The sequence below is a fragment of the Camelimonas abortus genome, assembly GCF_042432745.1.
In the GTDB taxonomy this organism is placed as follows: domain Bacteria; phylum Pseudomonadota; class Alphaproteobacteria; order Rhizobiales; family Beijerinckiaceae; genus Camelimonas; species Camelimonas abortus.
Window position 1 is genome coordinate 1,588,440 of sequence record NZ_JBHLWR010000006.1, and the last position, 25,422, is coordinate 1,613,861.

At 72.2% G+C, this 25,422-nt stretch carries 19 protein-coding genes and 1 tRNA gene; 11 read left to right on the forward strand and 9 right to left on the reverse strand.

What is annotated here, in order from left to right; genetic code table 11:
- The first annotated feature begins 208 nt into the window (after window positions 1-208).
- From ACFFJB_RS09245 to ACFFJB_RS09265, 5 genes are all read left to right on the forward strand, one after another.
- Window positions 209-285 (forward strand) — tRNA-Pro (locus tag ACFFJB_RS09245).
- A 194-nt stretch (window positions 286-479) separates the two neighbouring features.
- Window positions 480-668 (forward strand): DUF3008 family protein, encoded by a 189-nt coding sequence (locus ACFFJB_RS09250; protein WP_376830914.1) that lies wholly within the window; start codon window positions 480-482, stop codon window positions 666-668.
- A gap of 82 nt (window positions 669-750) precedes the next feature.
- Window positions 751-1,542, forward strand: a complete 792-nt coding sequence (locus ACFFJB_RS09255; protein WP_376830915.1) for an enoyl-CoA hydratase/isomerase family protein — start codon at window positions 751-753, stop codon at window positions 1,540-1,542.
- 54 nt (window positions 1,543-1,596) lie between these two features.
- Window positions 1,597-1,902, forward strand: coding sequence for a DUF2218 domain-containing protein (locus ACFFJB_RS09260; RefSeq protein WP_376830916.1), 306 nt, complete (start codon window positions 1,597-1,599; stop codon window positions 1,900-1,902).
- 382 nt (window positions 1,903-2,284) lie between these two features.
- Window positions 2,285-3,187, forward strand: a complete 903-nt coding sequence (locus tag ACFFJB_RS09265; RefSeq protein WP_376830917.1) for a cation diffusion facilitator family transporter — start codon at window positions 2,285-2,287, stop codon at window positions 3,185-3,187.
- Between the two features lie 25 nt (window positions 3,188-3,212).
- Here the strand turns inward: ACFFJB_RS09265 and ACFFJB_RS09270 are convergent, their stop codons facing one another.
- Window positions 3,213-3,998, reverse strand: a complete 786-nt coding sequence (locus ACFFJB_RS09270) for an META domain-containing protein (protein ID WP_376830918.1) — start codon at window positions 3,996-3,998, stop codon at window positions 3,213-3,215.
- Window positions 3,999-4,418: 420 nt separating this feature from the next.
- On the opposite strand from ACFFJB_RS09270, the gene ACFFJB_RS09275 reads away from it, so the two are divergent.
- Window positions 4,419-6,416 (forward strand): SDR family NAD(P)-dependent oxidoreductase, encoded by a 1,998-nt coding sequence (locus ACFFJB_RS09275; protein WP_376830919.1) that lies wholly within the window; start codon window positions 4,419-4,421, stop codon window positions 6,414-6,416.
- Window positions 6,417-6,773: 357 nt separating this feature from the next.
- Here the strand turns inward: ACFFJB_RS09275 and ACFFJB_RS09280 are convergent, their stop codons facing one another.
- The 4 genes from ACFFJB_RS09280 to ACFFJB_RS09295 all read right to left on the reverse strand — a co-directional run bounded on the left by ACFFJB_RS09280 (window position 6,774) and on the right by ACFFJB_RS09295 (window position 15,730).
- On the reverse strand, window positions 6,774-7,130 hold the full coding sequence (locus tag ACFFJB_RS09280) for a hypothetical protein (protein WP_376830920.1): 357 nt from the start codon (window positions 7,128-7,130) through the stop codon (window positions 6,774-6,776).
- Window positions 7,131-7,564: 434 nt separating this feature from the next.
- Window positions 7,565-11,920 carry a translocation/assembly module TamB domain-containing protein gene (locus ACFFJB_RS09285; RefSeq protein ID WP_376830921.1) on the reverse strand — a complete coding sequence of 1,452 codons (4,356 nt, stop codon included), beginning with the start codon at window positions 11,918-11,920 and terminating at the stop codon, window positions 7,565-7,567.
- Window positions 11,920-13,968, reverse strand: coding sequence for an autotransporter assembly complex protein TamA (locus tag ACFFJB_RS09290; protein ID WP_376830922.1), 2,049 nt, complete (start codon window positions 13,966-13,968; stop codon window positions 11,920-11,922). Before ACFFJB_RS09290 ends, ACFFJB_RS09285 begins: the two co-directional genes overlap by 1 nt.
- 535 nt (window positions 13,969-14,503) lie before the next feature.
- Window positions 14,504-15,730, reverse strand: a complete 1,227-nt coding sequence (locus ACFFJB_RS09295; protein ID WP_376830923.1) for an ABC transporter substrate-binding protein — start codon at window positions 15,728-15,730, stop codon at window positions 14,504-14,506.
- Between the two features lie 482 nt (window positions 15,731-16,212).
- On the opposite strand from ACFFJB_RS09295, the gene ACFFJB_RS09300 reads away from it, so the two are divergent.
- Window positions 16,213-16,710, forward strand: coding sequence for a Ros/MucR family transcriptional regulator (locus ACFFJB_RS09300; RefSeq protein WP_376830924.1), 498 nt, complete (start codon window positions 16,213-16,215; stop codon window positions 16,708-16,710).
- Between the two features lie 183 nt (window positions 16,711-16,893).
- On the forward strand, window positions 16,894-17,805 hold the full coding sequence (locus tag ACFFJB_RS09305) for an MBL fold metallo-hydrolase (RefSeq protein ID WP_376830925.1): 912 nt from the start codon (window positions 16,894-16,896) through the stop codon (window positions 17,803-17,805).
- 31 nt (window positions 17,806-17,836) lie between these two features.
- Here ACFFJB_RS09305 and ACFFJB_RS09310 read toward each other — a convergent pair whose 3' ends face one another.
- Window positions 17,837-18,574 carry a hypothetical protein gene (locus ACFFJB_RS09310; protein WP_376830926.1) on the reverse strand — a complete coding sequence of 246 codons (738 nt, stop codon included), beginning with the start codon at window positions 18,572-18,574 and terminating at the stop codon, window positions 17,837-17,839.
- Window positions 18,575-18,685: 111 nt separating this feature from the next.
- Window positions 18,686-20,302, reverse strand: a complete 1,617-nt coding sequence (locus tag ACFFJB_RS09315; protein WP_376832619.1) for a long-chain-fatty-acid--CoA ligase — start codon at window positions 20,300-20,302, stop codon at window positions 18,686-18,688.
- A 520-nt stretch (window positions 20,303-20,822) separates the two neighbouring features.
- On the opposite strand from ACFFJB_RS09315, the gene ACFFJB_RS09320 reads away from it, so the two are divergent.
- On the forward strand, window positions 20,823-21,236 hold the full coding sequence (locus ACFFJB_RS09320) for a MarR family winged helix-turn-helix transcriptional regulator (RefSeq protein WP_376830927.1): 414 nt from the start codon (window positions 20,823-20,825) through the stop codon (window positions 21,234-21,236).
- Between the two features lie 158 nt (window positions 21,237-21,394).
- Window positions 21,395-22,855: an amidase gene (locus ACFFJB_RS09325; protein WP_376830928.1), complete on the forward strand. Its 1,461-nt coding sequence runs from the start codon at window positions 21,395-21,397 to the stop codon at window positions 22,853-22,855.
- A 133-nt stretch (window positions 22,856-22,988) separates the two neighbouring features.
- Here ACFFJB_RS09325 and ACFFJB_RS09330 read toward each other — a convergent pair whose 3' ends face one another.
- Both ACFFJB_RS09330 and ACFFJB_RS09335 read right to left on the reverse strand, forming a co-directional pair.
- Window positions 22,989-23,885: a DnaJ C-terminal domain-containing protein gene (locus ACFFJB_RS09330; RefSeq protein ID WP_376830929.1), complete on the reverse strand. Its 897-nt coding sequence runs from the start codon at window positions 23,883-23,885 to the stop codon at window positions 22,989-22,991.
- 313 nt (window positions 23,886-24,198) lie between these two features.
- Window positions 24,199-24,744: an RT0821/Lpp0805 family surface protein gene (locus ACFFJB_RS09335; protein ID WP_376830930.1), complete on the reverse strand. Its 546-nt coding sequence runs from the start codon at window positions 24,742-24,744 to the stop codon at window positions 24,199-24,201.
- Between the two features lie 52 nt (window positions 24,745-24,796).
- Between ACFFJB_RS09335 and pdxH the strand changes: the two genes are divergently transcribed.
- Window positions 24,797-25,402 carry a pyridoxamine 5'-phosphate oxidase gene (gene pdxH / locus ACFFJB_RS09340; RefSeq protein ID WP_376830931.1) on the forward strand — a complete coding sequence of 202 codons (606 nt, stop codon included), beginning with the start codon at window positions 24,797-24,799 and terminating at the stop codon, window positions 25,400-25,402.
- Window positions 25,403-25,422: the final 20 nt, after the last annotated feature.

The following is a 25,422-nucleotide window of genomic DNA, read 5'->3' on the forward strand; positions in this document are numbered from 1 at the left end:
GCGCGTTTTCTGGCCGGCGCGCCATGCAGCGCGCCCCGGCCCGGCGATCGTTATCCCCAGGAGGGGAGGCGCCGGCCCCTTAAATATCAGTCGCTTGCCGGCGCGCGACGCAGATTCAACAGGTCGCGCGCCCCATGACGACAGAAGGTCTTGAACGGCCAGGGGGCGTTGGGTATAAGGCAGCCACGTCGGCGGTGACGCCGGCCGTCGGAGTGTAGCGCAGCCTGGTAGCGCACCTCGTTCGGGACGAGGGGGTCGAAGGTTCAAATCCTTTCACTCCGACCATTCTTTTTCTTCCGGAGATGTCCAGGATCTCCGGACGGACCGGGCGGGACCCGGATCCCTGCAGCGCCCTTCGGGCGCTTTTTGTTTCTCCGGTCACGACCTGTTGCGCGCCCGGCGGCGAACGCCCCCGCCCCCACGCACGTTGTCCCCGCAAGGCGCGCCACGGCGGCGCGCCGCACAAGGGGAGACCAGCCATGCCAGCCAAATCCGCAGCGCAGCAGAAGGCCGCCGGAGCGGCGCTGGCCGCCAAGCGCGGCGAGATGAAGCAATCCGCCCTGAAAGGCGCCGCCCGCGACATGGCGCGCTCCATGAGCGAACGGCATCTCAGGGAGCTGGCCGCCACGCCCCGCAAGGGACGGCCGCAGCACGCGCGGCGCAGCTGACGGCGCCCGCCCGCCGGGCTAACCTCGCCGGAACGGCGACGCCGCAGCCCGGGAAACGCGGCGCGCCATCAGGGAGGACGCCTTGGAGGGAAACGCCGGAAACGGGCGGAGCTACCGCCACATCACCTTCACCACGCGCGACGGCGTGGCGCGCATTGGCCTGGCGCGGCCGCCAGTGAACGCGCTGACCCGCGAGCTGCTGCAGGAGCTGCTGGCGGCGCTTCGCCAAGCGGCGGACGACAGCTCGGCGCGGGTCGTGCTGCTGGCCAGCGACGTGCCCGGCCGTTTCTCGGCCGGCCTGGACCTGCCGCTGTTGCTGCGCGCCACGCCGGAGGAAACGCGGGCCACGCTGCTGGACCTTTACCCAGGCCTCGCCGACGCCCAGCACGCCCTTGGCAAGCCCTCCGTCGCCGTGGTCAGCGGCACGGCGCGCGGCGGCGGCATGACCCTCGCCATTTCCTGCGACATCATCATCGCCGCCAGTGAGGCCACCCTCGGCTACCCCGAAATCGACCTCGGCCTGCCGCCGGCCCTCCATTTCGCGCACCTGCCGCGCATCGTCGGCCGCCACCGGGCCTTCGAGCTGCTGTTCACCGGACGGACGTTTACGGCGGCGGAAGGCCAGGCGCTCGGCCTCGTCAGCCGCATCGCCCCGGCGGCGGAGCTGGAGGCGGCGGCCATGGCGCTGGCGGCGGAGCTGGCGGCCAAGCCGGCGGCGGGGGTGGCGCGCGCCCGCGCCGCCTTCATGCGCCAGAACGATCTCGACTACCGGCGCAGCGTCGCCGTGGCGGTGGAGGATTTCTGCAACGCCTTCGCCACGCCGGAGGCGCGCGCGGCGCTGGAAGCGTTTGCCCGGCGCAAGGGCAAGCTGTAAGCCTCGGGGCGCCGGCCGCCGCGCCGGCGCCGCCGCCATCCATGGAGCCCCGCCATGACGTCCGCCCCCGCCCTTCCCCTGTCGTCGCGCGCTGAAGTGGCCACCGCCAGCGCCAGCAAATACCTGCAGCAGCTGTGCAAGCACTTCGGCCACAAGGTGGAGGCGACCTTCGACGCCCATAACGGCCGGGTGACCTTCCCCATGGGGACATGCGAGCTGGCCGCCAGCGACGCCGCTCTCGTCATGCGCCTCGCCGCCGCCGACGCGCAGGCGCTGGAACGGCTCAAGCAGGTGATGGCCAGCCATCTGGTCCGTTTCGCCTTCCGCGAAGAGCTCACGGTGACCTGGAGCGACGGCTGAGCCGGACTTCCGCCGTCACCGCCGGCCGGCGATGATGACGTAAGCTGTTCCGCGCGCCGTCACGCCGCAGCCGCGGTCATCACTGCTGCGCGCGGCCGTCATGCGCATAATGATTGATGATAACAATCATGTTCTCGCAAAATGTTTTCATGGCGCAACCTGTACAATGCATGCGCCGTGTGGACGACATGTCCTGCAGATGCAATCTGTTTGCATTAAATAACACGGTTGTTGCGCCTCCGGTAGCCCTGGCCTAGACAAACGGTCGGAACGACATGCGGGGCGTCGCGGCGCGGCGCATTCCTCCCGGGCGCGACAGCGGCCCGGACGCGGCTGTTGCGTCTGGTTACAAAAGCGTCTGGTCACCCTGGGACAAGAGAACGTGACTGCGCAGAATGCGACGGACAGCGCCACCCTGATCGCCGTGGGGAGCCTGGTCACCGGCGTGGCGGTGCTGGCGCTGAAAACCCTGGCGTGGTGGATCACCGGCTCGGCGGCGCTCTACTCGGACGCCATGGAAAGCATCGTCAACGTGGCCACGGCGCTGGCCGCGCTGGTGGCGGTGCGCATCGCCCGCCGCCCGGCGGACGCGCGCCACCCTTACGGCCATCACAAGGCGGAATATTTCAGCGCGGTGATGGAAGGGGTGATGATCGTCGTGGCGGCGCTGCTCATCCTGCACGAGGCGTGGCGCGCCTGGCGGGCGCCGCGCGTCATCGACGCGCCGGCGGAAGGCCTGGCGCTGATCGCCGTCGCCACCGCCATCAACGGCGTGTGGTCCTGGGTGCTGGTGCGGCGCGGGCGCGCCCTGCGCTCCCCTGCCCTCGTCGCCGACGGCCGCCACCTGTTCAGCGACGTGGTGTCGTCAGGGGGCGTCGTGGCGGGCCTCGGCGTGGCGCTGGCCACCGGCTGGCTGTTTCTGGACCCCCTGATCGCCTGCCTGGTGGCGGTCAATATCCTGTGGTCCGGCTGGCGGGTGATCCGCGAGTCCATGGGCGGCCTCATGGACGAGGCTGCGCCGGAGAGCATGCAGGGCAAGATCCGCGCCATCATCTCGCGCGAGGCGGTGGGCGCGCTGGAGGCGCATGACGTGCGCACCCGCCAGGCCGGCCAGGTGACGTTCATCGATTTCCATCTGGTGGTGGCCGGCGATTCCACCGTAGAGGCGGCGCACCGGATCTGCGACCGCATCGAGGGCGCGCTGAAGCAGGAAGTGCCCGGGGCGCAGGTCACCATCCACGTGGAGCCCGAGCACAAGGCCAAGCACTGCGGCGTGGTGGTCTGATTCGCGCGCCGCGGCCGCGGCGCCGTCAGGCCCGCACCAGACGCATCACCACATGGCTGGCGTGGTCCAGCAGCAGCAGCCGCTCCCCGGCCTCGATCCGGAAGGCGCGGGCGCGGCCCAGCGCCTCGCGGAAGCGCCGCTCGCGGGCCATGGCCGGCCCCGGGCAGGCCGCCGGCGTCGCGCCCAGGCGACCGAAACGGATGCGCCGGTCCTTCACCCGCACCACCCCGGAGATGGCGTTGCAGCCGCCGTCGCCGGAGACCCGTCCGTCCGGCGACAGCTTCAGGGTCGGGGCGTCGCCCGCCGCCACCGCCTCGCCGAGAATGAACGCCGCGCGCCACGCGCCCCACGGCCTGGCGTCGCCACCGGAGCGCGCGCCGCCCCCGGCGCGGCGCACGGGCACGCTCACCGGCGCGCGGTCGCCGGGCTTCCACGGCTGCGGCTCGCTCTCGAACAGCACGGCGCCGCCGGGATCGGTGATTCGCACCGTCAGCGCGAAACGCCGGCGGCGCGGCGCCCCGCGCGGCTCGAAACGCAGCGTGAACGGCGCCGGCGAGCCCGGCCCGGCCGGCGCGGCCGAGCTGGCGACGGCCGCGCCGGGCCGGCCCGCGGCGTTCAGCTCCACGAGCTGCGCCTCAATACGGGAGCCGCGCGGCAGCGCCATGCGCTCGCGCCAGAACGCCTCGCCGCGGATCACCACCGGCGCGGCGGCGGCCCGGCCGGAGGGCCACAGGGCGGCGGCGAGACCGGCGGCGAGACCGGCGGCGATCTGGCGGCGCGTGAGGACAGTTTCCGGAGTCGGTGCGGACACGGCGGGTTCCCGTCAGCAATGGCGATGGCGTGAAAGGTTGCGGTTCACGAGGATTGGGCCGCCGGGGCGCGCGGTCAACCGCCGCGGGCCGGGCGGACGGCGCAATGGCGGCGGGCGCGCGCGTTTTTTCGCCTGACTGTCGCCATTGCGCCCTGCAATCACGCCGGGCGCCGCGGCTGCGGCGGGCCGGGCGGATGCGCGCGCGACCGCGATCGGTTATGTAGCGACGCGCGGAGCGGCCGGAGCCGCCTGCGCATGGCGCGCGGCGGGTTGCGGGAGCTGGCGTCAGGCGGCCTGTCGCGTTAGGGAATACGCGCCGGCGCGCCCGGCGCGGCCCGGGGCTGCGGGCGCCAGGCGGGGCGGCGCCCCCCATGCTGACGGAATTCACTGGCCGCGTGTCCGGCCCATTCGGGGAGCACCATGGCATCGCGACGCGCGATCAGGACGATCCTGCTGAACCTTGCGGCTGACGTCACCGTCACCGCCTGCGCGACGGCGCTGGCGATCGTACTGCGTTTCCAGGACGCGCGCCTGGCCACCTACCTGCAGCAGCTGCCGCTGATCCTCGCCTGCGTGCTGCCGGTGGCGGCGGGAGCGTTCCTGCTGGTGCGGCTGCCGCAGTCCAAGTGGCGCTTCACCTCGCTGCCGGACGTGATCAAGATCGCCAAGGCGTCGGCGATCATCAGCCTCGCCATCCTGATCATCGACACGGCGCTGTCGCATCCGGACCTGCTGGGCCGCAACTATTTCGGCCGCCTGTGGATCCTGCTGTTCTTCATTCTCGAAATCGCGATGCTGGCGGCGCCGCGGGTCGCCTACCGGGCGCTGAAGCAGCGGCAGATCAACGCCGCCGCGCCGGCCGGGCGGCGCGACGCGGCGCTGATCGCCGGCACGGGCATTGAAATCGAGGCCATCCTGCGCGGCATCGAGCAGGGGGCGCTGTCGCGGCTGCGTCCGGTGGGAGCGCTCAGCCGCCACGCCGCCGACGTGGGCCAGTCGATCCGCAACGTGCGCGTATTGGGCGGCCTCGGCGACGCCGCCGCAGTGCTGCAGGACCTGGCGGCGCGCGACCGTTCCCCGTCGGTGATCGTGCTGGCTCCTTCGGCGCTGGGCGACGAGGCGGTGGCCGCCGGCATTCTCAACGCGGCGCGGCGCTTCGGCGTGGAGGTGCTGCGCACCCACGGCCTGGACGAGAGCGATTCCGCCGTCTCCGCGCGCCTTGCGCCGCTGTCCATGGAGGACCTGCTGCTGCGCCCGGCGGTGAGCATTGACGAGGACACCATCGCCAGCCTCACGGCCGGACGGCGCATCGCCATCACCGGCGGCGGCGGCTCCATCGGCGGCGAGCTGGCCCGCCGCCTCGCCCGCTACGGCGCCCGGGACATCCTGATCCTGGAGAATTCCGAGCCGGCGCTGCACGCCATTCTCGAGGACCTGTCGCGGGTCGAGGGCTGCCGGCCGCTGGGGCGCATCTGCGACGTGCGCGACCGCGACCGCCTGTTCGCCATCCTCGGGGAGTTCCGCCCGAACGTGGTCTATCACGCCGCCGCGCTCAAGCACGTCCACTATCTGGAGACAGACTGGAGCGAAGGCATCCGCACCAATGTCTTCGGGGCCATGAACGCCGCCGACGCCGCCATCGCCTGCGGGGCGGAGGCGTTCGTGATGATCTCCACCGACAAGGCGGTGAAGCCGGTGTCGATCCTCGGCGCCACCAAGCGGCTGGCGGAGATGTACGTGCAGGCCAAGGACGCGGAGATCGCCAGCGGCCGCCTCGCCAATGTCTCGGCCAACGGCCGGCCGACGCGCCTCGTGGTGGTGCGCTTCGGCAACGTGCTTGGCTCCAACGGCTCGGTGGTGCCCAAGTTCCGCGAGCAGATCGCCAAGGGCGGCCCGGTCACCGTGACCCATCCGGAGATGGTGCGCTTCTTCATGACCATTCCGGAGGCCTGCGACCTGGTGGTGATCGCCTCCTTCCACGCCATCAACGACCCGGACAAGGCCACCTCGATCTACGTGCTCAACATGGGCCGGCCGGTGAAGATCCTCGATCTCGCCACGCGCATGATCGAGCTGGCGGGGCTGCGGCCGAACGTGGACATCGACATCGTCTTCACCGGCATGCGCCCGGGCGAGCGGCTTGAGGAGATCGTGCTGGACGAGGGCGAGGCCACGCGCGACGTCAGTCTCGCCGGCATCATCGCCGCAGATCCGAGCTTCCCGGACATCGACGCGCTGGAGCGCAGCCTCGACGCCCTGGCGGGCGCCGTGGCCCGCGGCGAGCGCAGCAAGGTCTACGGGGTGATCCACACGGTGCTGCCGACCTTCCCGGCGACTCCCGACCAGGCACCCCAGGCGGCGCGCCAGCCGGCCGTGAGCGCGACCGCCGGCGCGGCCAGCCAGCCGGCCGCCGGCTGACGGCGCGCCCAGGCGGGCTCCGCGCGGCGGAGATGGCGCCGCGCGGCTGGCATGCCCCCCGGCGAAACCGGAAGGGCGCGCGGGACTGGGGGCGCGCCGGCGCAGGCGCCGCCCGGCCGGAAAAGCGCCGGCGCCCGCCGCGGGCCCGCGCCCCCCGGCGCAGCGCCTTCGCAGCCGCGCCTTCGCATGCGTCCGCTTTCACGCAACGCCGCCGGATTCAGGCAGGAGATTTGAGACCCGCGGCCGCGCCGCCGAAGCTGCTTCCGGCGGGCCCGCCGCGACCGGCCGTGGCGCAGCGCGTCACGCCCGCGCAACACGGCGGGAAGGCCGGAGGTCAGGCGGCCCGCCGCCCCGGGATCAGTAGCCGTAGTGACTGGCGGCGCTGCGGGGCCGGCCCGCAACGCGGCGGCCGTTGGCGCCCACTTCCGCCTGCTTCACGTCCTCGCCGATCAGCTCGTAGAGCTGGGCGTCGGTGATCAGCGTGCCGGTGAACGCCACGCCGCCGGCCGAGCCGCAGACGCAGGAGCCGGGATTGGGCGTCACGAACACCCGGCACCAGCGGTGCAGGGCGGCGGCGTTGAAGCACACGTTGCGCGGCGCTCCGGCAGGATCGGCGTAACGGGGCTCCCCGTAGCCCGGAAAGCCGTAAGAGGCGGTGGCCGGCGCGTAATAGGTGGGGACCGGCTGGGCGACCGCCGGTCCTGCGAGCAACATCCCGAGTGTCACGCCCAACATCGCCAGACGCATGTTCCGCTCCCGTGTCCGCTGTGACGCCGCGCCATTCCCCAGAACAGCCCGGAGCAAGACCGCGCCGGGCGGGACGTCGCCGGGCCAGACCGCCCGGAGCACGACCTTCCGGAGCATGACCGCCCCGAGGCGGCGCGGGCTGGCCGGCGTCGCTCCGCGCCGGGCTCCGGAGCCGGCCGGCTCCCTGCAGGGCCGCTCCGCGACGTGCGCCGGCTCACACCCCCGCCACGCCTCACATGTCATGGTAAACAATTTGTGAAGCATCGACACAATACGCGCCCGCAGGCGCGACGGCAACGCCTCCACAGGCAGGGCGGGAACGGAAAATTCGCCGCATGCCCTGTCGCGGCCCGATTTTTCCGCCGCGGGCCGGGGGACGCGGCCCCCGGCCGGACGCCGGCTCAGTACTCCCATTCGGCGCCGACGTTCACCGACGTGTCTCCGGTAGCGCCCACCATCCCCTGCACGCGGATGTGGCGCGAGACGTTGACGTTGACGCCGACTCCCGTGGTCTCGGGCGTGGCGCCGGGCTTGAGGTTAACCCGCACCCGTTTTCCGAGGGCGCGGCTGGCGCGGGCCAGGGCGCCCTGGTCGCCGTCGGCCCCGATGTCGGAGCCACCCAGCCCCAGGCCCCTGCGCAGGGCGTCGAAGGCGCTGTCGCCGTCGCCGGAGAACTGGGCGACGATCTGCGCCAGCTGCAGCGCCTCCAGACCCGAGAGTTCGCCCGCCGCCTGCCCGAACAGGATGCGCGACACGATCTCCTCCGTGGACATGGACGGGCTGGAGGAGAACTCAAACGACGGATCGGACGCAGGGCCGGAGATGGACACCCGCGCCGTGACGCCGGCGGCGACGGTTTCGGCGACGAAATCCAGCTCCGGGCTCAGCGTGCCGTCGAAGGTCACCGAACCGCGGGTGAAGTCGAGCGGCGTGGAGCCGAGGTCGAAACTGCCGCGGCGCAGGGTGAAGCCGCCGGTGGGCTGCGGCGCCGAGGACGTGCCGGCGATGCGCAGCTGGCCGCCGAGCACGGCGTTGATGCCGCGGCCGGTGACGCGGATGGCGCCGCGCGCCGTCACCACGATGTCCAGCGCGGCGTCGAAGCCGCCGCCGCCCTGGCGACGCGCCTTCTGCTCCAGCGCCAGGCGCGCCTTCGCCTCCGGCGGCGGATCGATCTGGCGCACGTTCTCCAGCGGCGTCAGCGAGCCGGGCAGCTGGTTCGGCACGTTGATGACCAGCGAACGCACCCCCACCGAGCCGGCGACCAGCGGCCGGAGGGCCAGCGGGCCGGAGAGCGTCAGCGCAAGGTCAGCCGCCGCACGCGCCGTGCCGTCGTTCAGCAGCAGGGCGTTGTCGCCGGTGAGGCGGATATTGCCGGGGAAGCCTGCGGCCGGGTCCACCGCCACCTCGCCGGACACGCTGAGGGAGCCGCCATTGGGCGTGGCGGCGGTGAGGCGGCTGATCACGACCCGCGTCCCCCCGGCGGCGAACTGGCCGGCGATGCGCTCCAGCTTCAGGCCGGTGACGGCGTCCGAAAAGGCGCCGCCGGACAGCGTGACGCCGCCGGAGAGCTGCGGCGCGCCGGGGGCGCCGGCGAGGCGCAGGTCCACGCTGGCCTGGCCGGAGAGCCGGCGGCCCATGGGCGAGAGCTGCGCGTTGGCGAGGGCGAGGTCCACGCGGCCGCGCGCGGCGAGGTCCAGCCGCCCGCCGGTATCCAGCGGCGCGCTGCCGGCGACGCGCAGGTCCACCAGTCGCGCGGCGCTGACCTGCGCCTCCAGGCTGGTGCGCCCGGCGCCGTCCAGGCGGCCGCTGGCGGCGATGCTGGCCGCCGGCAGGCCGGCGGCGCGGGCGGCGGCGACGGAAAGCCGCGACAGCGTCAGCCTCCACTGGCCGCGCGGCGCCAGCGACGGCCCCTGGACGGTGGCCGCGCCGTCGGCCTGCCCCTGCAGGCCGAGCCCAGGCGCGAAGATGTCGGCCACGGCGAGGGGAACCGCCTTCACATTGACGTTGAGGTCCAGCGTTTCGCCCGCCCTGCCCTCCACGGTCAGGCGGCCGCTGTCGAGCGCCACCGCCAGCTTGCGGATGTCGACGACGCCGTCGTGGAAGGCGAAGCTGGCCGGACCGGCGAGGCCGATGCGGCGCGCGCCGCGGCGGGCGTCGAAGCGGGTGACGTCGAGACGCAGCGGCTCGCCGGGCGTCAGCCTGGCGGCGCCGCTGAGGTCAAGGCCGGCGGCGCGCGAACGCAGGGTGATGTCGGTGGCGGCGCCGTCCCCCTTCGCCTCAAGGCGGGTCCCGGTCAGGGTCTGGCCGGCGATCACGGCGTTGTCGACGGCGACGAAACCGTTGGCGGCCGGGCGCCGGCGCACGTCCGTGGCCGTGAGGTCGGCGGTGAGCCGGTCGATGGCCACGTCTTCCACGCGGATGCGCGCGCCGTCGGCCCGGATGGCCACGTCCTGGGCCCCGCCGTCAGCGGTGAGGGTGAGGTCGGCGTTGAGCTGGCCGGCAAGCCGGCGCAGCGCCAGGGCCGAAGCGTCGTCGAGACTGGCGGCGCGGATGGCGAGGGCGCCGCGGGCCAGCCCCTCCCCGTCCAGGGTCAGGGCGCCGCGGGCGCTCACCGAGCCGATGGCGAGGGCGAGGTCCTGCAGGCTCCAGCCGGCGCCGGCGCGGGCCAGCGACAGGCCGCCCGTGAGCGGCTTGCGGTCGATCTCGCCTGAAAGGCGCGCCGTGGCCTTCAGCTCGCCGGTGATGTCCGTGGCCTCGGCCTTCAGCTCCACCAGCGGCGCCGGGCGGCCCAGCATCGAGCCGTCGCGCAGGGTGAGCACGGCGCTGGCGTCCGGCCGGGTCAGCGGGCCGGTGAGATTCGCGGCCAGCTCGCCGCGACCGGTGAGGCGCCGGTCGGCGTAGCGCAGGTCGGCGATGCGGGCGACGGCCTCCACCGCCGACTGGTCCTCGCGCGCACGCCCGTTCAGCCGCAGCGAGGCGCGTGCGCCCTCCAGCACAAGATTGTCGAAGCCGAAGCCGCCGCGCGGCAGCCGCTCCACGGCGCCGGAGAGCTTCAGCCGCCCGCCGCTCAGCCCGTCCACCGCCTGTATGCCGACGCCAAGGTCGCGCGCCTCGCCGTCCAGCTCCGCGCGCACGCGGCTGAAGCGCGGCTGGCCGGTGAGCCTGGCCGTGAGCGCCGCCGCGCCGCTGAGGCGCATGCCGGTGAGCTGGCGCAGCTTCGCCAGTTCGGGAACCCTTGCGGCGAGCACGCCGTCCAGCCGGCGGGAGCCGGCGACGCCCTGATAGTGCGCCGACCCCGCGCCGGTGCCGACCTCGAAGGTGTCCACGAACGCCGTGCCACGCCGGCCGATGGCCGCGCGCAGGGTGAGGCTGACCCGCTCGCCGATGGCGGCGGCGAGGCCCGGATCGGCGAAAGCCAGGCCGGTGGCCGCTGCGTCGGCGGAGACGTTGAGCCGCGTGCCGCGCTCGCCGATGACGCCGGTGGGCGCGGCGTCCAGCGTCGCCTTCGCCGACCCGATGCTGCCGGCGGGCAGGCGCGCGCCGGCAAGATCGAGGCTGGCCTTCACCGTCGGCATCTCCGCCTTGCCGGTGACGCGGGCGAGGAAATCCAGCCTCCGGATCTCGGCTTCGCCGGCGCGCAGCACGCCGTCGTCCACCGGCAGCGCCGCGGCGGTGACGGTGAGGTCGAGGTTGCGCGCCGCGTCGGCGCCGCCGTTGACCAGCAGCTTGGCGGCGCGGGCGGTGACGCCCACGTCCTGCATGACGGTGGAGCCGTCGGCGTTGAACAGCACGCGGCCGCCCAGATGGGTGTCGCCGGCGAACACCGGCGCCAGCGGCGCCGGCAGCACGCCGGAGACGCGGGCGTTCATGTCCAGCGTCAGCACGCGGGCGACGCGCACGGCGCCCCCCTGCCCGGTGGTCTGGTCGTCCTGCTGGCGGGCGACCGTCGCCTCGCCGCTGGCCGAGAGGTCAGGGCCCGCGTGAAAACTGAGCCGCGCCGCGAACTGGTCCAGCGGTCCCTCGCCGGCGAAGTCGAGCTTCACCGGCGGCAGGCCGGGAATGGAGGCGAGCCGCGCCACGACGCCGCCGGCCGGCTCGTCCGCCCGCACCGACAGCTTCAGCATCTGGCCGGCGGGCGTGAACGCCACGGCGACGCCGATCTGGCCGGGGGCGTCGAGACGGCGCGCCTCCAGCCTGAAGGTGAGACCCCTGGCCGGGTCGCCGAGGCGCGCCTCACCGTCGGCGCCAATCTTCGCCGCCGCGCCGAGGACGTCAGCGGCCAGGTCCAGCTCTTTCAGCTGGAAGGCGCGCACGATCACCTCCACCGGCAGCTCCGGCAGCAGCGGCTCGTCGGATTCAGGAGCCTCGCTCTCCGCCGGCGCCGGCCGGCGCAGGATCTCCAGCCGGTCGAGCTCCAGCCGGTCCACCTCCAGCCGGCCGGAGAGCAGCGCCAGGCGCCGCCATACCAGCCGGGCCTCGTTCAGCCGCAGCCACGGGCCGTCCCGGTCGGAAATGACCACATTGCGGATGGTGGCGTCGGACGAGAGGGCGCCTTCCACCGCGCCCACCGACACTTTCGCGTTGTCGGACGACAGCAGCCGCGACAGCAGCTCGCCCAGCACCGTGCGCTCGGAATCGTCGGAGCGCACCTCGCGCGGCTGCAGCGCATGAAACAGCGCGCCCAGCGCCAGCAGCAGCGCCGCGACAAGGGCGAGAATTACGCCAGCGCGGAGACGTTTTGCGGGGACCGCCGTCATCAGAAAGACTGCCCTATGCTGATATACATGCTGACAGGCCGGTCGCCCTTGCGCCGGTCAAGCGGCACGGCGAAATCGGCGCGGATGGGCCCGATGGGCGTGTAATAGCGCAGGCCGAGGCCCGCCGACTTGTACAGCCTGTCCTTCAGGCGCGGCGTGGAGCTGGCGAAGGCGTTGCCGGCGTCGAAGAACGGCACGACGCCGATGGTGTCCGTCACCTTCACGCGGGCCTCCAGGCTCATCTCGAACAGGCTGCGGCCGCCGACGACGAAGCCGGTCAGCGGATCGCGCGGGCCCAGCGACGCCAGACGGTAGCCGCGCACCGAGGCGGCGCCGCCGGCGTAGAAGCGGTGGTTGGCCGGAATCTCGCTGAGCTTCGGGCCGCCGAGCACGCCGATGCTCGCCCGCGCGGCCAGCACGTAGCGGGCCGAATCGTCCAGGGCCAGATAGGTGGAGCCGGTTACGCGCGCCTCGGCGAAATTCACCGTGGAGCCAAGGAAACCCGGATAGGGCGTCGCCGCGGCGGTGAGCTTCACGCCGCGGGTGGCGTCCAGCGGATTGTCGGTGGAATCATAAATGACCGAAAACGGCGTTCCCACCAGGGTGTAGTTGACCTGCGAGAGGGAATCGACAGTCTGGCCGCGCTCCACGGCGGCGCCGCCCTGGACGCTGAAGGCTTCGCTGATGCGGTGACGGATCGAGGCGGTGGCGGTGACGTCGCGCACCGTGTAGCCGCCGTAGCGGTCGCCGCCGGTGCGGTCGCGCTCGGCCATGGCCTCGACGATCAGGTCGTTGCGGGAGCCGCCCAGCGCCGGCTTGATGAAGGTGGCCTTGAAACGGCCGCCGAAGTCGCCGGCCCTGAGGTCGCCGAGATCCTTGCGGCGCGTGCCGTCATTGCGCGGCAGCACGAAGACGCTGCCTTCCAGCCGCAGCTGCTCGGCGCCGCCGAACAGGTTGCGGTGCTCCCAGTAAACGCGGGCGTTGGGACCGTCCACCGTGGAGTAGCCGGCGGAAAAGCCGATCACCCGCGGCAGCCGCTCGGTGACGCTGACAAACACCGGTATGCGCCCCTGGGCGTCCAGCCGGTCCGGCGTGGTGACGCGGGCGCCGCCGATGATGGGCAGCTGGATGAGCGAGCGGCGGGTGTCGGCGAGTTTTTTCGGCGAGAAGGGCTCGCCCGGCTCCAGATAGATAAAGGAGCGGATCACGCGCGGATCGACGTGGACCTCGCCCTTGCGGTCGCCGGCGTTGGTGAGCTCCACCTCGCCGATGGGCGCGCGCGGCCCGGGCGACACCACCAGCGTCACCTGCATGGTCTGGTCGCGATGGTCCACGGTGGCGGAGATGTCGACGCCTTTGGCCAGCGGATAGGAGCGGGCGCGGTACCAGTCCACCACCCGGACGCTGGCGGCGCGCACGTCGGCGGCGCGGGCCGGATCGCCCGGCCCGAGCTCCAGCGCCCGGGCCGGAACCACGGCGTCCTCGAGGCGACGGCCGTTCTCGTCCACCACGGTGACCGAGGAGAGATGGAAGAGCGGGCCGGGATCGACCTTGACCGTGACCGGAACCACCTCGCGCCCGCGCATGGCGTCGGCGGCGCGGGCCGCGGCCTGCAGCGCCGCCTCGGTCACCGGCAGTTGCAGCGGCGCGCCGGCGACGTCGATGGTGACCCGGGCGTCGTAGTAGCCCTCGGCCCACATGGCGTCCATGAGCGGGGCGATGTCGATGGCGGCGCGCTGGGCCAGGGAGGCGCCGTCCGGCGGCGCGTCGGCGCGCAGGCGATAGAGGGTGGAGGCGCTCCTGAGGGCGCTGGCCAGTGCCTTCTTGCCGTCCGCCTCGAAGGCGACGGCGTAGGGAACGGCGTCTGGCCTCGGCTCCGGCTTTTTTTCGCCGCCAAACAGGCCAAAGAAATCAAATGCGCGCGCCGCGCCGGACGTCGCCGTCAGAGCCAGCGTCGCCGCCGGCGTCACGCCCGCGGCGATGGCCGCGCCCAGAATCAGTTTCCTGCACAGGGCGCCGCCGGCGACCCCGCGCTTCCGTCGTCTCATACCCGTCTCCGGCCTGTGGCCTGCCGCAGGAAACCGGCGCGCCCCGCCGCCTGCGTGCTTACAGTATCTGTCGCGCCGCCGCACGGCGCCGCAGGCCCACCATCCGGCGCAGAAGTGAGCAGGAGGTTTCCGCAAGGCCCCCGCTTCGCCTGATCATGCGGGAAAGCGCCGTCTGGCGCGAGTCCTGGTTGAAGGAACGTTAACGGCCGGCCGAGCGCGGCGTCGCCCGCGCCTCCCTGGCGCCGGGCCAGCCGCGCCCGCGAACCCTGCGCGATGAGGTCGCCCGTCGCCGCCCCGGAGGGGCCCTTATGTTGATGTCCCCGCGGATCAGCCGCCGCCTGCGCAGAAATTGGCGGCGCATTATCCCCCAGCCGGAAAACCGCTCCGCCGCAGCAGGAACGGCCGCGTTGCAGACGGGCCGGCGAGCGTTGTTTCGCATGGTCCAGCAGGCTGCGCCGGCGCGCGCGCCCCTTTTCTGGAGGGACGCCGGGGCGCCGCGCCGGGCGGCGGCGGGCCCCGCCGCCGGCGCGCCCTGTCAGTCGGCGGTGAGCAGCTCGCCGAACGGCCGCCACTGGCCGTCGCGGAACACCGCGAGATAGCCGGAGCGCAACGGGCGGTAGTCCGTGGGCGAGGTGTTGAGGGTAATGCCGTCGAGCAGCATCGGCAGGCGCACGCCCTTCATGTTTGCCGCCTGCTTCATGATGTTCTCGCGCGTCAGGTCGTCGCCGGCGGCCTTCAGCACCTCCACCAGCGCCCCGGCGACCGTATAGCCGTAGACGGCGTAGAAATCGGCCGGATCGACCGCCGGCGCGTATTTCTTCATGAAGTCGAGAAACCCGGCCACCGGCGGATCATTCGCCGAATCAGGCGTCACAGTGCGGAAGGCGAGCATGGTGACGAGTCCGTCCGCCTTCTCCAGGCCCGCCGGCTTCAGGATCTGCTCGGGATTGATGCAGCTGCTGGCGAGGAAGCGCACGGGTCGCCAGCCCGTCTCCCAGGCGCGGCGGATGGCCTGGGAGCAGGCGCGCGGCGTCACCCCCAGAATCATCAGCGCGTCGGCCTTCGTCGCCGCCAGGGTCACGATCTGGGAGTCAACGGTGGGTTCGGTGACCTCGAAGGGCAGCGCCGCGGCGATCACCCTGTCGGCCTCCGCTCCCAGCGCCTCGCGCAGGCCGCGCACATATTCCTTGCCGCTGTCGTCGTTCTGGTAGAGCACGGCGACGCGCGCGCCAGGCCTCGTCCTGCGCAGATGCTCCAGATAGATGCGCGCTTCGGCCGCGTAGGGCGGCTGCCACGGAAAGGCGATCGTCAGCGGAAAGTTCTGCGGATCGTTGAACTTCGCCGCCGAGCTGATCACGAAGACGTGCGGAACGCCATTCTGGGAGAGATAGCGCTGGATCGCGGAGCTCGGCGCCGTGCCCATGGTGGCGAACATGAACGCCACCTGGTCGTCCTCCACCAGCCTGCGCGTCTGCTCCACGGTTTTCGGCGGGGCAAAGCCGTCGTCAAGCGAGCGGAAGTCGATTTTCCGGCCGTTCACCCCGCCGCTGTCGTTCACCATCGCAAAATAGGCGGCGATGACCTTGCCGGCGGCGCCCAGGGCCGAGGCGGGCCCGCTGTACGGCATGGTATTGCCGACGCGGATCTCCGCGTCAGTGACGCCGGGGCCATGGTTCTTCCCCGCGGACGCCGCCTGCGGCGCGCTCACGGTTATCAGCGCCGCGGCGACCAGCGCGCGGCCAAGCATGGATGCATGCGTCATCAGAGCGCCCTCCCCCGTGCCAGAGGGGTCTCACCCGGCCGCCGCGCGACGTTGCGAAAACTTCCCGCGCGACGTTGTCCCTGCTGGCGTTTCCCCATCATTTCCCGAATAACTGCGTCTGGAAAGCACCCCGCCATTAAATATTTGGCATGATCTCTCCCGCAGGAAAATCATCCTGAAACGCGCCATGGTTCTTTTGCGTCGTCTGCTGATTTCCTGAACTGACGCGCAACGCCCGTCGCCGGCGGCCCGGCCGTACGGGCAGGACGTCACGCCGGCGCGGTTACCGCATCGCCAATGTATATCCGGCGTGTGACGCCAGATCAGGCGCCAATTTTAAATTGCTACACGATCACACAAATTTATGATTGAAGAAAACGATAACCATTCGCAAAATACGCATGAGCCAGGAGAAACTGTCGCCGGCGCTCCGCGCCGCTGCCCCCGACAGGCGCTCCGGACCCAAGTGGAGACGCCCTGACATGCGAAAAGCCGAAGTAAATCAGGACCTGGTCACGCTGACTGCGAGAATCGTGTCAGCCTATGTGCAGAACAACACCCTGGACCAGAATGAAATCAGCGGAATCATCAATACGGTGCACGACTCCCTGAACCGGCTGTCAGGGAAGGCCGAACCGCCCCAGCCGGCGCAGAAACCGGCCGTGCCGATCAAGAACTCCGTCACCCCGGACTACATCATCTGTCTGGAGGACGGCAAAAAATTCAAGATCATGAAGCGGCATCTCACCACCGTCTACGGGATGACGCCGGCGGAATATCGCAAGAAATGGAACCTGCCGCCTGACTATCCCATGGTGGCGCCGAATTACGCCAGATCCCGCTCGCAATATGCGCGCGAACGGCAGAAACAGGCCGTCAACCTGCAGAGCCTGCGCAAGGGCGGCCGCAAGCGGGCCCGCGCCGCCGGCGACGGCGCTCCCGGCGCCGGACATGTGCCCGTCATCATCCGTCCGGACTGAAAACGGGGCGCAGACGCCCCCGGCGAAAGCCTCCCCCCAGGGCGCTCTTCCGTTCCCTCCCCCCGTCCGGCCGCTTCCCGGACGCCGGCGACGCCTGTCCACCGCCGCACGCATGACAGGAGCGACCGTTACTTCTGGCGATTGCGCCGCAGCTGCGCTAGTTCATTCCCGGAGGAGACCGGAATGTCCGAAGAAGCTGCCTTCGTCAAAGAATTTGACGTCGCCCCGGGCGTCGTCATGGAGCTCAGCCCGCTGGTGCGCCGCATCGTCGTGGACAACCCGGGCCCCTACACGTTCCGCGGCACCAACACCTATATCGTCGGCCGCGGCGAGGTCGCAGTCATCGACCCCGGCCCGCTGGACGAACGCCATATCGGGGCCATTCTCACGGCCACCCGCGGCGAAACCATCAGCCATGTCGTCGTCACCCACACCCATCGCGACCACTCGCCCGGCGCCGCCCCGCTCGTGGCCGCCACCGGCGCGAAGCTCGTGGGCTGCGGCCCCCACCAGCTGGCGCGCCCGCTGGCCGAGGGCGAAGGCGCGAATCTCGACGCCAGCGCCGATCTCGACTACGCGCCGGACATGGTGATGCGCGAGGGCGACGCCGTCTGCGGCCCCGGCTGGACCCTCGTCGCCATCGAGACCCCCGGCCACAGCGCCAATCACCTGGCCTTCGCCCTGCCGGAAGAGAACGGCCTGTTCTCCGGCGATCACGTCATGGGCTGGTCCACCACCATCGTCGCCCCGCCCGAGGGCTCCATGTCCGCTTACATGGCCTCGCTGGAGAAGCTGCGCGGGCGCGAGGACGCCGTCTACTGGCCCGGTCACGGCGCGCCGGTGCACGAGCCGCAGCGGCTGGTGCGCGGCCTGATGGTGCACCGCCGCCAGCGCGAAAACGCGATCCTCGCCCGGCTGAAGGCCGGCGACGAAACCGTGGACGAGATCGTGCCGCGTCTCTACGAGGGCCTCGCCCCGGCGCTGGTCGGCGCCGCGGGCCTCTCGGTGTTCGCGCATCTTGAGGATCTGGTGAACCAGGGCAGGGTGGTCACCGAGGGCCAGCCGCGCCTCAAGGGCCGCTACCGGCTGGCCTGAGCCCCTTTCCCGCCGCGACGGGACGCCCTTTTCACCCGGCCAGCTCCCGCACCGCCTCCTGCAGCTCCTGGATCCGCCGGCGGCCAGAGCCGGGAACCAGAAAGCCGTAAGGATCGGCCACGCGCACGTCGAGCTGGGCGCCGTCGGCGGTGGGCCGCACGCGCACCGCCACATATTGCGGCATGCCGAGAATGTCGCCGCGGGCGGCGGCCTCGAAGGAAGCGGCGCCGCCGGCCCCGGCGATCACCGGTCCGGTCCGCCAGCCAAGTGCGCGGGCGGCGGCCGCGGCGTCCGCGGCGGCGGCGGCCGGCGACTTTTCCAGAAACAGCGGCAGCGCCAGGCCATGACCTGGTTCGCCGCCCGCGCCCGCCGGACGCGGCGGCGAAACCGTCACGAAGCCGGGCGAGAACGCCGGCGGATCGGCGGCGTCGGTGACGATGTCCGCCTCGCCGGGCGCGCGCCACAGCTGCAGGGCGGCCACGGCCGGCCAGAGCAGCGACAGCACGCTCACCACAAGGCCGGTGACCGCGGCGAGCCCGCCGCGCGCGCCTTCGCGCCATACGGTGACGACGCCCGCCGCCGACAGCGCCAGCGCCGCGAGCGAGACCGCCCAGCCGGCGCACAGCACCGCCAGCGTCTCCGCCGGCGTGATGCGGCCGGCGCGCGCCACGGCCACGGCGCCCAGCGCCGCAAACAGGCCGAACCAGGCGAGGAAACGGCCGGCGCGACCGGCCTTCGTGCGCGTTTCCAGAAACTGCGCGCGCCGCATCACGCTATTCCCGCCGCGCTGAGCAAGCCAGACCTCCCCGTGCGGCCCCTGAAACACGCATCCGCCGCGGCGCGGGGCCGGCGCCGCGGCGTCGCGCAGGCGCCGGCCGCCTTACGCTTTCGGCATCAGATAGTCGCCGTACTTCTGGCGCAGGTCCATCTTCTGGATCTTGCCGGTGGCGGTGTGGGGGAGCTCGTCCACGAACACCACGTCGTCCGGCATCCACCATCTGGCGATCTTGCCCTCGAGAAAGGCGAGAATGTCGGCCTTCTCCGGGTTGCGGCCGGGCTTGCGCACGACCACCAGCAGCGGCCGCTCGTCCCATTTGGGATGACGCACGCCGATCACCGCCGCCTCGGCCACGTCGGGATGGCCGACGGCGAGGTTCTCGATGTCGATGGATGAGATCCACTCGCCGCCCGACTTGATCACGTCCTTGGCGCGGTCGGTGATCTGCATGGCGCCGAACGGATCGATGGTGGCGACGTCGCCGGTGTCGAAGAAGCCCTCGTCATCGAGAATGTCGCCGCCCTCGCCGCGGAAATAGGCGCGGGCCACGGCGGGGCCGCGGGTCATCAGCCGGCCGAAGGTCTTGCCGTCCCACGGCAGGCGCCGGCCCCCGTCGTCGACGATCTTCATCTCGACGCCGAAGGGGGCGGCGCCCTGCCTGGCCTTCACCGCCAGCATCTCGTCGCAGGAGAGATCGCCATAATCCGGCTTCACCACGCCGATGGAGCCAATGGGGCTCATCTCGGTCATGCCCCAGGCGTGACGCACAGTGACGCCGTAAACCTTCTCGAACTTCTCGATCATTGACGGCGGGCAGGCCGAGCCGCCGATCACCACGCGCCGCAGGGTGGAGAGCCGCAGGTTGTTGGCCTCCATGTACTGCAGCAGCATCAGCCACACGGTGGGCACGGCGGCGGTGAGCGTGACCTTGCCGTATTCAAGAATCTCGTAGATGGACTGGCCGTCCATCTTCATGCCCGGCATCACCAGCGTGGCGCCGGCCATGGGGGCGGAGAAGGCCAGCGACCAGCTGTTGGCGTGAAACATCGGCACGATGGGCAGCACCGAGTCGGTGCAGGCGAGGCCGATGGCGTCCGGGGCCACGCACATCATGGCGTGCAGCACGTTGGAGCGGTGCGAATAGACCACGCCCTTGGGATTGCCGGTGGTGCCGGAGGTGTAGCACATGCCGGCGGCGTCGTTTTCGTCCACCGTCACCCAGGCGAAGTCGCCGTCCGCCTCGCTGATCCAGTCCTCATAGGCCACGGCGTTCCTGAGGCTGGTCGGGGGCATGTGCTCCGCGTCGGTGAGCACGACGTACTTGCGGATGGTCGGCATCCGCTCCTGCAGCTTCTCGACCATGCCGACGAAGGTCAGGTCGAGGAACATCAGCTGGTCTTCGGCGTGATTGGCGATATAGACGATCTGGTCTTCGAACAGGCGCGGGTTGATGGTGTGATACACGGCTCCGACGCCGGTGACGCCGTACCACGTCTCCATGTGCCGCCATGTGTTCCAGGCGAGGGTGGCGACGCGGTCGCCCTTCGTGATCCCTTCCCGGGTGAGGCGCTGGGCCACCTTCAGGGCGCGGGCGCGGATCTGCGCGTAGGTGGTGGCGTGGAACGGCCCCTCGATGGACCGGGTGATGACCTGGCGCGCGCCATGCTGCAACGCCGCATGATCGATAATGCGGTGTATCAGCAGCGGCCAGTCCTGCATCAGACCCTGCACGTTCGTGATCTCCTGTAACTGGCCGGACAGCCCGCGTGCGACGGGTCCACGGCGCGCGGCCCTTCCGTGTCCCGGGATCGCGCGGATCCGCGGGAAGGCGTCACGCCCTGACGGGAATGGCGGGCGTCGCCGCGCCTGATGTCAGTGATTGCGCGTCGACGGCCCGTCCGGAGGCGTCCGGTTCGCCGCCCGTTGCTTTTTTCCCCGGGCGGAGAACCAGATAAAAGAGGAAGTTCACGGCCGGCACAACTGTTACGTTGGCGACGAAGACCGTCGTCGTGACAATCGCGGGCGGCGATGGTTTATATCTGCGCCGGCGGCGGCCTGCGAAGCGACGGCTCCGTCTGTTTCCCGGCGGGCGACGGCGTCACTGGCGGCGACGGCGCTCCGCCCGCGCGCGCCGGCCGGCGCGCCGGCCTGACCGCACGAGGCGACCTTGAGGCACGGCTCCGGAACCAGGGAATCATCCCGCGCTCCAGCGGCGCCGGACGCGGCTGCGCCGGACGTGATGAAGGTGTGGCTGCGCTTCGTGCGCCTGAACCGGCGCCTGTACGCGCGCGTCACCGCCGAGCTGCGCGCGGTCGACCTGTCGGTGCCGCAGTTCGACGTGCTCTCCACCCTTTCCGAACATGAGGGCCTGAGCCAGCAGGAGCTGGCCGACCGGCTTTACGTCACCAAGGGCAATGTCTCCGGCCTGGTGGACCGGCTGGTGCGCGGCGGCCTCGCCGAACGCCGCCCCCTGCCCGGCGACCGGCGCAGCCACGCCCTGCATCTCACCGACCGCGGCCGGGCGGTGGCGGAGCAGGCGCTGGCCATCCAGCGCGCCTATGTGCAGCGCACCCTTGGCCGGCTGCCGCCGCAGGACATCGCCGCGCTCGACCGCATCCAGCGCGCCTGGCGCGCCGCGATCGACGAGGCCTGAGGCCTCCTTTGGCCGCCGGCGCCGGCGCGCCCGGGCCGGCGGGGCCCTTCCCCCGGCGGCGGACGCCATTTGCGCGCGCCGGCGCCGGCGCTAACAATACGGTCGCGCCCGCCGTTCCCCCGGCCGGGCGCCACGACAACCGCGCCGAGGAGCACGCCATGGACCTGCTGACCACATCCGCCACGGAACAACTTGCGGCGCTGGAGCGCGGCGACGTGACGGCCGAAAAGCTGCTCGACATGGCGCTGGAGCGGGTGGCGGCGCTCAACCCGCAGCTGAACGCGGTGGTCGCCATGGACGTGGAGGCGGCCCGCGCCGCCGCCCGCGACAGCGACGCCCGCCGCGCCGCCGGCCGGGCGCTGCCGCTCGACGGCCTGCCCGTGACCATCAAGGACTCCTACGCGGTGCGCGGCATGGCCACCACCGCCGGCGCGCCGGCGCTGAAGGACCATGTGCCGGAGGAGGACGCCACGGCGGTGGCGCGCCTGCGCGCCGCCGGCGCGGTGATCTACGGCAAGACCAACGTGCCGGCCTTCACCAGCGACTGGCAGTCGTTCAACGCCATTTACGGCTCCACCAGCAATCCCTGGGACCTGGCCCGCAGCCCGGGCGGCTCCTCCGGCGGCGCCGCGGCGGCGGTGGCCACGGGCATGTCGTCGCTGGAGTGGGGCTCGGACATCGGCGGCTCCATCCGCTGGCCGGCGCACTGCTGCGGCCTGTTCGGCCACAAGTCCACCTGGGACCTCACGCCGATGCGCGGCCACATTCCGCCGGCGCCGGGCGTGACCAGCCACAATCCGGACCTCGGCGTGGGCGGCCCCATCGCCCGCTCCGCTGCCGATCTCGCCCTGGCGCTGTCGCTGGTGGCCGGCGCCGACTCGCCGCAGGGGGCGCTGGCCAGGCTGGAGCCGCCGCGCCGCGAGTCGCCAGAGGGGCTGCGCGTCGCCGTGTGGCTGGACGAGCCGGCGGCGCCGGTGTCCGCCCCGGTGGCGGCGGCGGTGCGCGCCGCCGCCCGCGCCCTGGAGAAGGCCGGCGCCGTGGTGAGCGAAACCGCCCGGCCCGCGTTCAGCTTCTTCGAGGCCTTCGAGGTCTATGCGCTGATGAACCACGCCATCGCCCTCTCGGCCGTGCCCGAGAAGGTGCGCCAGCGCCTCGCCGCAAACGCCGCGAATTTCGCCCCGGACGACCACAGTCACCAGGCGCAGCAGTGCCGCGCCGCCGGCCTCGGCGCGGCGGAATGGCGCGCGCTGGTCGCCCGCCGCGAGAAGATCAAGCAGGCCTGGGCGGAGTTCTTCGCCGGCCATGACGTGGTGCTGGCGCCGCCGGCCACGGTCACCGCCATCCTGCATGACCACAACAGGGACATCCACGCCCGCCGGCTCGACCTCGGCGACGGCGCGTCCGCGCCCTATTTCGACCTGCTGCACTGGGCCTCGCTGGCCACGGTGGCGCACCTGCCGGCCACGGTGGCGCCCGTGCCGCAGGCGGAAGGCGCGCTGCCGGCCGGCGTGCAGGTCATCGGGCCGGAAGGGGCGGACCTCACCACCATCGCCGTGGCCGGCATGCTGGAGCGGCTGCTCGGCGGCTATACGCCCCCGCCGCTGGTCCGCCAGGGCTGAGACGGCCGCCCCTGACGCCCGCACAGCGTCCGGGGGGAACGGGGCGCGGATGACGAAAGGGCGGCCCCGGGCCGCCCTTTTTTGCGCCAGCCGTTTCCGGCCCCCGTTTTCCGGCCCGCCGCGCCGGCCAGGTTCAGCCGCCGCGGGCGGCGCGGCGCTTCTGCATCAGCCCGGTCAGCTCCGGATCGGGCTCGGAGGGCAGCTGCACCTCCACGGTCACGATCAGGTCGCCCCGGCCGCCGCCGGCCTTCGGGAAGCCCTTGCCGCGCAGGCGCAGCGCGCGGCCGCTGGTGGTCATCGGCGGAATCGACATCTCCACCTCGCCGTCCAGGGTCTGCACGCGCACCTTGCCGCCAAGCACCGCATCCTCCAGCGACACCGGCAGGCGGGCCCGCAGCGTGTCGCCGTCCAGCTCGAAATGCCCGTCGTCGCGGATGCGCACGGTGAGCAGCATGTCGCCGGACTCGCCGCCGAACATGCCGGGCTCGCCCTGGCCGCGCAGGCGCAGCACCTTGCCGTCGCGCACGCCGGGCGGAATGGTCACGCTGACCTCGCGGCCGCCGGGAAGCTGCAGGCGCCTGTGGCCGCCCAGCGCCGCCTCACGCAGGCTGACGGCGATCTCCGCCTCCACGTCATGGCCGCGCGGCGGCGCGCGCCGGCCGCGGCCGCCGCCCATGGCGTCGCGGAAGGCGGCGCCGAACAGGTCGGAGGGATCGCCGCCGAACCCGAAGCTGAAGCCCTCGAAGCCGCCGCCGCCGAACCCGCCGCCCGGGCGGCCCCCGCCAAAACCCTCGAAGCCCTGGAAACGCGGCTTGCCCTCGGCGTCGATCTCGCCGCGGTCGTACTGGCCGCGCTTCTCCCTGTCGCCGAGGATCTCGTAGGCGGCGTTGATTTCTGCGAACCGCTCCCTGGCCTTCGGATCCTTGTTCTGGTCCGGATGCCAGGTCTTCGCAGCCTTGCGGAACGCTTTCTTGATGTCCGCCTCGCTGGCGTCCCGCGCAACGCCCAGAACCTGATACGGATCACGCATACCCTGTCTGCTCCTGCGCCCTGTTGGGCCTGAATCCCGTGACCATGCGCCGGCGCGCCGGCCCGGGCGCGTCCGTCCCCGGACGACAATAGCCTGGCCTGACGCAGACTGCAGCGTTATCCGCCGCCGCAAGCGCGCCGCGCCCGGCCCCTGACCGCCCCTTCCGGGCGCCCCCGCGCCGCCCGCCGCGCAACGCCGCGGCCAGGGTCGCTGACCCGCCGCATGGCTGTCTTCCTGCATATGGGAGACTGTTGCCAATTTACAACTATGTCGCGACGGCGCCGCGCAGGGCGGGCGTTCCGGCGCGGCGATGTCACACGGGCGAGACCGAGGCCACGCGCCATTCATCGCCGGGAGCGCGGCAGGCCGAGCCTTTCAGGCGGCGCGTGACGCCCGCGCCGCGCAGTTCGCCCTCCCACTGCCGGCACACCTCGCCGGCGCGCACATAGGGCATGCCGGCGGCGCGGAACGCGCCGGAGCGGCCGCTTTCGGGGTTGTCCCAGGGGGTGCGCTCGCCATTGCCGAGCGGATCAAGGGCGACGGCGAGGGCGTTGCTGGCGCGCCGCCAGTCCTCCCCGGTGAGGTCGTCGCCGAGCCCGCGCGCCGCGGCCCCGGACGCCTGCGCCGCCGGCGCCGGCGGCGCCGGCGTCACCGAGCCGGTGGTGAGCCCGTCGCTGGCCAGCGGCCCGATGGGAATGGCGAAGCCGCACCCCGCCAGCCCCAGACAGGCCGCCAGCGCCGCGGCCCGCAGGACCGCCGCCGCGACGCCGGGCTCCTTGCGTTCTTCGCCAAAAGCGCTGGCGCGCGTATATATCGCTCCGGACGGGGACCGGCCTGTGTTCGGCGCGACAGACGGCAACGTGGGTCTCCATGGGTTGCGATCAGGACGGAGGATTGCCTTGGAACCGTTAATGTCCGGTGACTTCACGACAGCCGCCGACCCTTTCGTGCTGTTCGCCGCCTGGATGGCGGAGGCGTCCGCCGCCGAGCCTTCCGATCCCAACGCCATGACCCTCGCCACCGTGGACGGCGACGGCATGCCCAACGCCCGCATCGTGCTGATGAAGGGCTTTGACGAACGCGGCTTCAGCTTTTTCACCAACACCCGGAGCGCCAAGGGCCGCGAGCTGGACGGCGCCGGCCGGGCCGCCATCGTCTTTCACTGGAAGTCGCTGGGGCGCCAGGTGCGGGCGCGCGGCCCGGTCAGCCGCGTCTGCGACGCGGAGGCCGACGCCTATTACGCCAGCCGCCCGCATGGCAGCCGGCTCGGCGCCTGGGCCAGCGACCAGTCGCAACCGCTCGACTCGCGCGAGACGCTCGTCGCCCGCGTCGCCGAGCTGGAGCGAAAATATCCGGAAGGATCGGCGCCGCCCCGGCCGCCGCACTGGACCGGCTACCGCCTGACGCCGCTCGCCATCGAGTTCTGGCATGACCGTCCCTTCCGCCTGCATGATCGCGTCCTGTTCACGCGGCCAGAGGCGTCAGCGCCGTGGAGCCGCCAGCGACTGTACCCGTAAGGCCACGGCGCGGTCCGCGC